A 9,958-nucleotide genomic window follows, 5' to 3' on the forward strand; every position below is an offset into this window, starting at 1 on the left:
GCGAGATCAGACGGTCAGGGCTTCGCACGTCCCGAGCGGCTCAGGCGCCACTCCGGCGGGAAGTTCAGGTCATTGTCCTTCACCACGTTGTTGAGGCCCTTCTCGAAGGTGCCCGCGGTCAGGTCCACTTCCTCGGCGTCGTTTTGGATCATCGGCAGCATGCCCTCGACCATGCCGGTGAGCAGGCTGCCGAAGTATTCACCCTTGTGCTGTTTGTAGAGCTCCAGGAAGGTCTTCTGCACCGCGACGGTGTCGGTCGGGCGGGAGCGGGAGCACGCCATCGCGTACTTCAGGGTCTCTTCTTCCAGCTTCTCCCGGGGCACCACGCTGTTGACGAAGCCGCATTCATACATCTCCTTGGCGCTGAACGGCCTTCCAGTGAACAGCATTTCGGAGAACTTACGCAGCCCCATCGTCTCGGCCCACCACCACAGCCGTGGTCCCCAGCCCACGTACCGAAAGGCCGGGTGCCCGAACAGCGCATCGTCCGAGGCGACCACCAGGTCGGCGTCGCCGGCCTGATAGAAGTGCCAGCCGTAGCAGTAGCCCTTGGCCTCGATGATGCTGATCTTCCGCAGCTCCTGAAGCGGGCGGTTGCCCGCTCGGGCCTTGGCATAGAAATCTGTGACGGTCGACAGGTAGCGATACGATCCGCCGGGCGGGTACTTGACGTCATCATCGTTGATCGCCAGCTCGTGCAGCAGCGGCATCCCTGGGTTCTCCAGCATTCCCCGCTGCTCGGGCAAGTCGCCCCCGCTGCCGAAATCCTCGCCCTCGCCCCGGATCACGACGACCTTGACGTCGTCGTCGACGTTGCACTTGTGGATCAGGTCGGCGTAGTTCTGCCGCATGCCCAGGGTGGTGGAGTTGAGCTCCTCGGGGCGATTGAAGGTGATGTAGGCGATCCGGTTCTTCTTGTCCTTCTCGAACTTGATGTACTGCTCGGCTTCCTTTTTCATTTCTTCGTAGTCGTATTCGGGCATCGTCGTCTCCAACTTCTCTTGAGATAGCGTTATTTGAGCAAGCTGCCCGCGTCGACGGGAAGCGAAACGCCAGTGACATAACGAGATTCGTCAGAGGCGAGGAACAGGACCGCGTTGCTGATGTCCACCGCGTCCACCCACGGCACCGGCAGGGTGTGCATCATCTGGGAGATGGGAGCGAAGTCGTCCGGGCCCGGATTGTCGAGGTCCGGGCGGAACAGCCGGAACGTGTTGTCGTTCATCACCATCGTGGTGCTCACCTGGGTGGGTAGCACGGCGTTGACGCGGATCATGTGCTGACCGAGCTCGACGGCGAATGCACGCATCAGGCCGATGACGCCGTGCTTGGCGGCGACGTAATGGCCGGTGTTCGGGTAGGCCTTGCGCCCGCCGACCGAGCTGGTGAGCACGATCGATCCGCCGCGACCACCGGAAAGCAGGTGTGGAACGCCCGCTTTGACCGTGTGCCAGACGCCGCTCAGGTTGATGTCGATCATGTCCTGCCAGACGTCCTCCCGGATCTTGTGCAGCTTCCGGCCGTCGGTACCCACGCCCGCGTTCGCGACGATGACGTCCAGCCGCCCGAGTTGTTCCACGCCGGCGTCCACGGCGGATTTCAGCGCGTCGTAGTCGCGGACGTCGACCTGCGCGGTGACGATGCGACGATCCTGAGCTTTGACCAGGTCGGCCGTCTCGGCCAGGTCCTCCGGCGTCGAGTGCGGATAGGCCAGGTTCTCGATGGGTCCGCAGACGTCGATCGCGATGATGTCGGCGCCCTCCTGCGCCAAGCGCACCGCGTGGCTGCGGCCCTGACCACGGGCGGCGCCGCTGATGAACGCGACCTTGCCCTCGACGCGTCCGGCCATCAGGGCACCACGGTGGGCAGCGTTTCCCAGCCGCGCACCGACGACGTCGGGCTGAGCGTGGCGCTGGCCAGGTCGGGCTCCCACTCCGGGAAGCGCTTGAGGATCTCCTCGAGGGCAACGCGGCCTTCCAGCCGGGCCAGCGCCGAACCCAGGCAGAAGTGGGCACCAACGCTGAAGGTGAGGTGCGGGCGTGCGGGGCGGTGGATGTTGAATTCGCCCGCGTCGGGACCGAACTGCCGCTCGTCGCGGCAGGCCGACCCGAGCAGCATGAGCATCACGCTGCCTTCCGGCACCGTCTGGTCGTAGAGGCTGACGTCGCGCGTCACATAGCGCGCCATGTGCGGCGCGGGCGGCTCGAAGCGCAGCAACTCCTCGATTGCCTGCGGGATCAGTCCGGGGTTTTCCACTAGCTCGCGACGCTGGTCGGGGTGCTCGGCGAGAACCTTTCCGGCCCAACCGATCAAGCGCGTCGTCGTCTCGTTGCCCGCCCCGGCCACCACGTTGAGGTAGACCAGGATCTCCTCGCGCCTCAGGCGCCGCGTCGTGCCGGTTTCGTCGACGAATTCGACGTTCAGCAACTCGGTCATGATGTCGTCGGACGGATTGTCGGCACGCCAATCGATGTAGGCCTCGAACTGCTCGCCCACTGACAAGCCATGCTCGGCGGCACTCATCGGCTTGCCGGGTTCGGTGCGCAGTTGGGCGTTGCCGCGATCGCGGATGTACTCCTGGTCTTCTTCGGGAATCCCCAGCAGTGCGCTGATGACCTTCATCGGCATGATGGCGCCCAGGTCGGTGACGAAGTCGAACCGCCCCGACCCCACCAATGGATCCAGCGCCTGCGCGCAGAACTCGCGGATCATCGGCTCCAGCGCGGCGATCTTGCGAGGGGTGAACATGCGCGACAGCAGTTTGCGATGCACGTCGTGTATCGGCGGGTCTTCGAAGATCAGCATGCCCGAAGGGATCTCGAGGTTGGCCTTGATCAGTTCCATGATCACGCCCCGCGCGGAACTGTAGGTGCCGTAGTCAAGAATTCCCTTGTTCACATCGGCGAAGCGGCTCAGCGCGTAAAAGTCGTATTCGGAGTTGTAGTACAGCGGCGCCTCGTCACGCATGCGCTTGAACATCGGGTACGGATCGGCGATCAGCTCGACGTCGTACGGGTCGAATCGCACATGGCTATCGGTGCTCGTGGTCACGAAATCCCTCCTACCGCTGCCTTTTACCGGCATCCGTACGATTTGGCAGCGCTGGATCCGGTTCGGGCAATTTATACACTCCGCTTAAATGCGTTGCTGTGACATGCGCATGGGCTGGGCTGAAATCGGCCCGTCATCACGGCCTAACTCTATTCTCGTAGAGAACCATACGGCGAATGGTCTGGCAAGACCCCATGCCGCATAAGCCGTCACCGATTCACGCATGTTCAGCCCGCTCAGCCGAGCGCCGTCGCCCGGCCCCGGCCCGTGGCGCGCCGGCCGGCCGTGTCGGTCAGCCGGCCCTGCTGCGGGCTCCGCAGAATGCCGGCGGCGATGGCCGACAAGATGCCGTCCAGCTGCTCGGGACTGTCGACGATCCGGTCGCCGTGCGCGTACCGGACCAGCAGGCCGTTGATGAACGTCAACGTCACATTGCTGAGGTCCTCGACCACGGCGGGCTCCAGGTCCGCGCCGTGCGGCATGAGCTGGACCAGGATTTCGCGGTGCAGTTTGGTGAATTCGTCCGTGGCCCGCTGCAGGATTGCGGCCAGCGCCGGGTCGCGGGCGGCCTGCATGGTCAGCTCGTAGCGCGCCTTGGTACGGAACAGCTGCGGCTCATTACCGGATTGAATGACCACCTGGGACAGTCGCGAGGGCGAGGGGTTGTCGCCCCGGCCGTCGGAGTCGTCGGCGACGGACCGTAGGTCGGCGAGGTCGAGCTCGGCCATCCGCTCGGCCACGGCGCGCAGCAGCGCCGAGCGGGTGCGGAAATAAAAGGACGTGGTGCCGTCGGGCACGCCGGCCTTGCGATCGACCTTGAGGTGGCTTAACCCCTTGGCCCCGTCGTCGGCCAACAACTGGATCGCCACATCGCATAAGTCGCGGCGACGCTCCCCGGGATTAGGCTTTCGGCGTTTGTCCATGACGTCTCGGATCCAAACCTTACTCTATTTTCGTAGTGTCAGAAAGGGGTGGGGCGCAGGTTGCGGCCGCCCCGGTGGGCCATCATGTCGGCCGTGCGCGAACCCCCCTGCGCCGCAACGACTCACCACGCGTACCGCGGCACCGGGTTTTCGGCTGCAAGAATGATCGAATGATTGGGCGTCGAGTAGGTGAGAATCTTGGTGCGGTCGGGCGCCGCGCGGCGTGCGTCGGCCTGCTGGCGACCCTGTTGTGCGGCTGCCACTCGGCGCGCCACCAGGCCGCACCCACCACGTCGAGCGCGGGCACCACCACCACCACCACGACGCCCAAGCCAATACCGCCGCCCCCGCCGATCGTGAAGATCGCACCGTTGCCCGTGCGCCCGGTGACCAAATCGCAGCCGGCCAGCGCGCAGAAGTGCCCCGCCACCGACCCGAATCGACCGGTGGTCCCGACGGACGCGATCACCGCGTGCGACATCGGCAAGACCACCGCGTACACCTTGGGCCCGGAGTCCATGCAGCTAGGGTTGTTGAACGTGGACCCGCCGAAGGCGCTGACGGCCGACTTCTACGAGGTGACCCTGATCCTGGACCCACCGTCGGCGGCGGCGTGGGCGTCATACACCGCCGCGCACCTGCAGGACCACGTGGCGTTCGTCCGCGGCAATCTCGTCCTGGAGGCGCCGATCATCGAAGACCAGGTCACGTCCGGGCGCATCGCGCTGACAACCCAGACCACCCAGGGCGCCGCGCAATTGGCGCAACTAGCCGGCCGGCCATCCTGAGATGACAACGGGCGCCGACCGGCTCGGCATTGGCATGCTCAGCGTGTTCGGCCTTCCGCCAGTGGAATTGGTCAACCTGGCGGCAGATCTGGGCTGCCGTTACATCTCCGCCGCGCTGCAGGGGATGCCGTTGTTGCCACTCGGCTATCCCCGCTTCTCGCTCAAGGATGACGCCGGCCTGCGGAAAACCCTGCTCGCCGCGATGCACGACCGCGGCGTGACGATCTCCCTCGGCGACGGCTTCCTCGTAGCGCCCGGCGCCGACACGAGCGCGTTCTGCACCGATCTCGACGTCCTGGCCAAACTGGGCGTCCCGCGGATCAATGTGGTCAGCCTGGACCCGGACTTACCGCGCAGCTTCGACCAGTTCGCCGCCCTGACCGAGATTGCCGCGCAACGGAATATCCAGACGCTCATCGAACCGGTGCCCGGCCTGACCGTCGGCGACCTGCCGACCGCGCTGGCCGCCTTGCGACATGTCGGACGCCCCGACTTCCGGTTACTGATCGACACCATGCACCTGGTGCGCTCCGGTTCCGGCGCCGCCGCTCTCGCCGCGATCGACCCGGCGCAAGTGGCTTACGCCCAACTCAACGACACCACGCTGCGGCCGCGCATCGAAAACTACATGGAGGAAGCCATGTTCGAGCGCATGGTTCCCGGCGAGGGTGAACTGCCCCTGCGGGACATCCTCTCGGTGCTCCCGTCCGACATCGTGATCGAGATCGAGGTACCGCGACGGTCGTTGGCGTTGTCCGGGGTCAGCCCGATCGACCGGCTGCGACCATGCGTAGAAGCGGCGCGGCGGTTGCTGTCCGAGATGCCGTGACACGGCGCCGTGACCATGATGGTGGCTACAGCGCGACCGGTGGGGTGCCGGTGTTCAACGCCTTCACGCAAAGCGGTGCAACAGAATTCGCCGCTCGCCAAGGTCGGCGATGTCCGTGTCAGTCCAGCGGTCAGATCCCTGAGTTAGTCCAGGGTGCAGGGCAGTGCCTTGACACCGTGGACGAACATCGAGCGCAGCGGATCGGGCGGAGCCGTCGCACGCAGTGTCGGGAACGCAGCTAGCAGTGTGCCCAGCACTACGCGTATCTCCATCCGCGCCAACCCCGCTCCGAGGCAAAAATGTGGTCCACCGGCTCCAAAAGCTTGATGATCGCGGGCGTTGGAGCGCAGGATGTCGAAGCGCGACGGGTCGGGGAACACGCTCGGATCGTGATTGGCGGCCAGATACCACACCACGACCTTGTCTCCGGCAGCGATCTGAACGTCGCCGAGGACTGTGTCCGTCGTTGCAGTCCGCCGCATGTGCAGCACCGGTGATGACCAACGGAGCACCTCCTCGATGGCGTTGGAGTGAAGTCCGTCGAAATCGCCCGCCAGGGCGACGCGTTCGTCGGCGTGCTCGCTCAGCAGGTGCATCGCCCACGCCAGTGCAGTCCGAGTGGTGTCGTTTCCTGCCGCGGCGAGCAGGATCACGAAAGACCCGAATTCCGCTGCGGTGAGCCGTTTCCCGTTGACCTCGGCCTGCATCAAAGCGGAGGTGATGTCATCGCCAGGATGCCGGCGTCGCTGCCTTCCAAGGTCGATGGTGTACTCGAAGAACTCGCTGACCGCCTGCAAACTGGTAGCGATGTCGCTGACGTGGCCGTCGTTGACGCCCAGGATCAGGTCGATGAGTTCACGCAAGCGCGTGCGGTCGCCGACCGGGATTCCCAGCAGGTCCGCGATGACTTGGAACGGAAGGCTTGCCGCCACAGTGTCGACGAAGTCAAACGTACGACGCTCCCGGATCTCTTCGACGATGGCGTCGGCCAGCCTGCCGACGCAATCGGTCATGCGGCGAATTGATCGGGGTGAGAACGCCACCTGTGCGAGACGCCGATACTGCTGATGCTGGGGATCGTCCATCACGATGATCGAGCCAAGGATCTCGAGCAGATCCGGAGGCATGTCGTCCAACGAGAAACCAAGGGTGCTCGTGAACCTCTTGGGGTCCCGGGTCACCGTACGCACCCCGGCATAGGACGTCACCGACCAAAAGCCACGCCCATCCTGCTGCGGAATGAACTCAACACCCCCACTGCGGGCACGCAACGTAGCGAAGTGCTTGAGGCGAGTTTGAAGGTCAGTCTCCCAGAACGGGCTCAGCAGCGAGGGGTCCACCGCGGTTTCCATACTAAAAAGTATGGCACGTCGCCCGGGTATATCAACCCAGACTCGCGGACTAAATCCGCAGCAACCGGCAAGTCGCCGCAGTAACCAACGCAAGAATTCCGTCGGGCGCACCAGATGGGCTTGAATCCATACTGGACACCCAAGAGCGACGCCTGGTTCTACGCAGGCCTTAGGAGGCACTCAAAGCTGAGGAATTCAGCGAAGAAAGCAGCTCTCGAACCAGTGGTTCGAGAGCTGCTGCGTTGGCCGGGTCAGGTGCACGGAACCCCGTGCGGCCCACCGATCCAATGGCCGGGCGGCGCCTGCCACGGACATAGCTGCTTGACCTGCCCAGGAGGCAGCGGATTCCAATGCCCATCGTCGACAACGTGCGGACCCGGCGGAACCGGCGGAGGCCACGGTCCCGGGTGCGCACTTGCCATACCGGTACCGAGCCCAAGTGCCGCCGCGCCCAGCGCGCCGGCGACAGTGGCTTTGCCTGCTAACTTCTTGATATTCACGATTGCTGGCCTCCTCTCGATCCGTGCCTCACCCACAGGCGGCGTCCGCACCGCGGAGATCGGACCGAATTATGACCTCAATTTGCTCATGAAAGCCTACCCCCACGCGCGAGAATTCAAACCGCCCCCCGCTGCGACCAGGGGATTTGCCGATACCGGAGCGCTGATTCAGCCGTCGTGGTCAGCGGGGGCGCGGCGCGCGAATTCCGGCGCATGCTCGGGCCGCACGCCGACGCCGACGAAGTAGGCCGGCACGGCCGACAGCCACGGCAATCGTTTCATCAGGCCGAGCAGCGCCCCGGGCGGGGTGGGGTCGGCGCCGCGCAACAGCGGCCCGAGCAACATGTGGTGCAGCACCTGCTGCACCAGCTGGGTCACCACCGTGGGCAATACGCGGCGGCGGTGCACCGCGGCGAGCTCGCGACCACTGACCCGGTGTCGTCGCAACGGTTCGGCCAGTATCGTTGCGGCCGCGACGGCATCCTGGATCGCCAGGTTGATGCCGACCCCGCCCAGCGGCGACATCGCGTGCGCCGCATCCCCGATGCACAGCAGCCCGTCGGTGTGCCAGCGCCGCAGCCGATTCACGTGCACGTCAAGGTGTTTGACGTCGTCCATGGATTGCAGCGCCGCGACAGACTCGGGCATGTCCGGTAGCAGCTCTTCGACGTCGCGCCGGAACGCCTCGATGCCGCGCGCCCGCAGCTGGGCGTCGGTGCCCTTCGGCCCGAGGTAGGCGATCTGGAAGTAACCCTCCCGCGGGATCACGGCGAGTCCCTTGCCCGGACCGAGGCGGGGCAGGAAGGAGTATTCGGTGTCTTCCTTGTGCGGCAATCGGAACCACCACACGTCAAACCTCACCGGGTATTCGCGCGCCTTGAGTCCGGCCTCATGCCGGACGATCGACCAGCGGCCGTCGCAGGCAACGGTCAACTCGGCGCGCAATTCACCCGGGCCCTCGGGCCCGCGGTAGCGCACTCCGGCAACCCGGCCGCCCTCCCACAGCAAGCCGGTGACTTCCGTGTTCATCCGCAGCGAGAAGCTCGGCTCCTCCTGTGCCGCGGCGGCGAGGAGGTTGAGCAAGTCCCACTGCGGCACCATCGCGACGAAAGGGTGGGGCTGGCGCAACCGCTCGAAGTCGACGTAGGTCACCGACCGCCCGTTGGATTCGAGTTTCGCGGTGCGGACCTCGGTAAAAGGCAAGGCCGCGAACGGTTCCCACAGGCCCAGTTCGTCGAGCAACCGCATGGTGGTCGGGTGGACCGTGTCGCCGCGGAAGTCGCGCAGAAAGTCACCATGCTTCTCCATCAGTGTCACCTGCACACCCGCCCGGGCCAGTAGCAGCCCCAGGACCATTCCGGCCGGGCCGCCACCGACGATCGCACACGAGGTTGTCTCAGCCATCAGGCCTCGGCCTCGAACTCGAGGTCGAACACCGAGACCGGATCGAGGATGACGCCGTTGTCCTCGACGTAGCGGTCCCACAACGTCAGCAGCTCGCCCAGCTTGTCCGGGTGCGACTCGGCGAGGTCGTGGATCTCGCCCGGATCGGCAGCGAGGTCGTAGAGCTGCCAGCCGCCCGGGCCGTATGGTGCGGGCAGGTGCAGCGCCTTCCAGTTCCCCTGACGAATGGCGCGGCGGCCGAACAACTCCCACCCCGTGCCCGTGTCGGCGTCATGCACGGCCTCCGCGCCGCCCGACAGATACGGCACCATGGAGCGGCCGCGCATCGGTGCCACCTCACGCCCGCGATACGTCGTGCCGGGATGCGCGGCCCCCGCCAGTTCCAGCACCGTCGGGGCGATGTCCATGACGGTGCTGAACGCGGTCCCCACCTCCCGTTGCCGGTCAAAGCCGGGCCAGGTGACGAAGCCGACCACCCGGATGCCGCCCTCGGTGGTGAAGGCCTTGTGCAGCCGTGACGGCGCGGTGGCCGCTTGCGCCCATCGCGGCCCGTACCAGATGAACGAGGATGGCCGGCCGAGGTTGTCGACGCTGTTGTCGCAATGCTTTTCGATCTGCGCGGCGATACGCGCACCGTGCAGCGGCATCGCTTCGACGATCGCACCTTCGGCACCGTTGTCGGAGAGGAAGATAACGACGGTGTTGTCGAGTTCGCCGCTGTCCGAGAGGTATTCGATCACCCTGCCGATGTTCCAGTCCATCCGGTCGACCATCCCGGCGTAGACCTCCATGCTGCGGGCCGACACCGCGCGCTGTTCGTCGGTCATGTCGGCCCACTCCGGGGCGCCGTCGGCGACGACCGGATGCGCCTCGACGTCGGGCGGGCACAGACCCAGCCGCTTGAGGGCCGCGAGCCGCTCTTCGCGAAGCGCGTCCGGACCGGCGTCGTAGCGGCCACGGTATTTCGCGATCGATTCGTCCGGCGCGTGCAGCGGCCAGTGCGGCGCCTGGAAGGGCAGATACGCGAAGAAGGGCCGGTCGTCGCCGGGCGCCCGTTCGCGCAGGTACTGCAACAGCTTGTCGGTGTAGAAGTCCGACGAGTAGAAGTCGT

The 9,958-nt window shown here is 65.6% G+C and carries 9 protein-coding genes; 2 read left to right on the forward strand and 7 right to left on the reverse strand.

The features are described from left to right. Positions 1-14: 14 nt before the first annotated feature. The 4 genes from A5697_RS09905 to A5697_RS09920 form a co-directional block, all read right to left on the reverse strand. Complete coding sequence (locus A5697_RS09905; RefSeq protein WP_068010127.1) at positions 15-983, reverse strand: enoyl-CoA hydratase/isomerase family protein; 969 nt, start codon at positions 981-983, stop codon at positions 15-17. A 29-nt stretch (positions 984-1,012) separates the two neighbouring features. Next, positions 1,013-1,849 carry a mycofactocin-coupled SDR family oxidoreductase gene (locus A5697_RS09910; RefSeq protein ID WP_068010129.1) on the reverse strand — a complete coding sequence of 279 codons (837 nt, stop codon included), beginning with the start codon at positions 1,847-1,849 and terminating at the stop codon, positions 1,013-1,015. Continuing rightward, positions 1,849-3,051: a cytochrome P450 gene (locus tag A5697_RS09915; protein ID WP_068010131.1), complete on the reverse strand. Its 1,203-nt coding sequence runs from the start codon at positions 3,049-3,051 to the stop codon at positions 1,849-1,851. The genes A5697_RS09910 and A5697_RS09915 overlap by 1 nt, the downstream gene beginning before the upstream one ends. 236 nt (positions 3,052-3,287) lie before the next feature. Further along, on the reverse strand, positions 3,288-3,974 hold the full coding sequence (locus A5697_RS09920; RefSeq protein ID WP_068010132.1) for a TetR/AcrR family transcriptional regulator: 687 nt from the start codon (positions 3,972-3,974) through the stop codon (positions 3,288-3,290). A gap of 170 nt (positions 3,975-4,144) precedes the next feature. On the opposite strand from A5697_RS09920, the gene A5697_RS09925 reads away from it, so the two are divergent. Continuing rightward, a complete protein-coding gene (locus tag A5697_RS09925; RefSeq protein WP_068010133.1) occupies positions 4,145-4,762 on the forward strand; it encodes a preprotein translocase subunit SecD in 618 nt (205 codons plus the stop codon). Position 4,763: 1 nt separating this feature from the next. Then, the gene (locus tag A5697_RS09930) at positions 4,764-5,591 is read left to right on the forward strand and encodes a sugar phosphate isomerase/epimerase (protein ID WP_067943731.1); all 828 of its coding nucleotides are present in this window, start codon (positions 4,764-4,766) and stop codon (positions 5,589-5,591) included. 143 nt (positions 5,592-5,734) lie between these two features. Here the strand turns inward: A5697_RS09930 and A5697_RS09935 are convergent, their stop codons facing one another. The 3 genes from A5697_RS09935 to A5697_RS09945 all read right to left on the reverse strand — a co-directional run. Further along, complete coding sequence (locus A5697_RS09935) at positions 5,735-6,943, reverse strand: cytochrome P450 (protein ID WP_068010134.1); 1,209 nt, start codon at positions 6,941-6,943, stop codon at positions 5,735-5,737. A 668-nt stretch (positions 6,944-7,611) separates the two neighbouring features. Beyond that, positions 7,612-8,847 carry an FAD-dependent oxidoreductase gene (locus A5697_RS09940; protein ID WP_067943740.1) on the reverse strand — a complete coding sequence of 412 codons (1,236 nt, stop codon included), beginning with the start codon at positions 8,845-8,847 and terminating at the stop codon, positions 7,612-7,614. Next, on the reverse strand, positions 8,847-9,958 hold a 1,112-nt coding region (locus A5697_RS09945), incomplete at its 5' end, for a sulfatase-like hydrolase/transferase (RefSeq protein WP_068010135.1). The genes A5697_RS09940 and A5697_RS09945, both read right to left, overlap by 1 nt.

Source organism: Mycobacterium sp. E3251 (genome assembly GCF_001666835.1).
Classification (GTDB): domain Bacteria; phylum Actinomycetota; class Actinomycetes; order Mycobacteriales; family Mycobacteriaceae; genus Mycobacterium.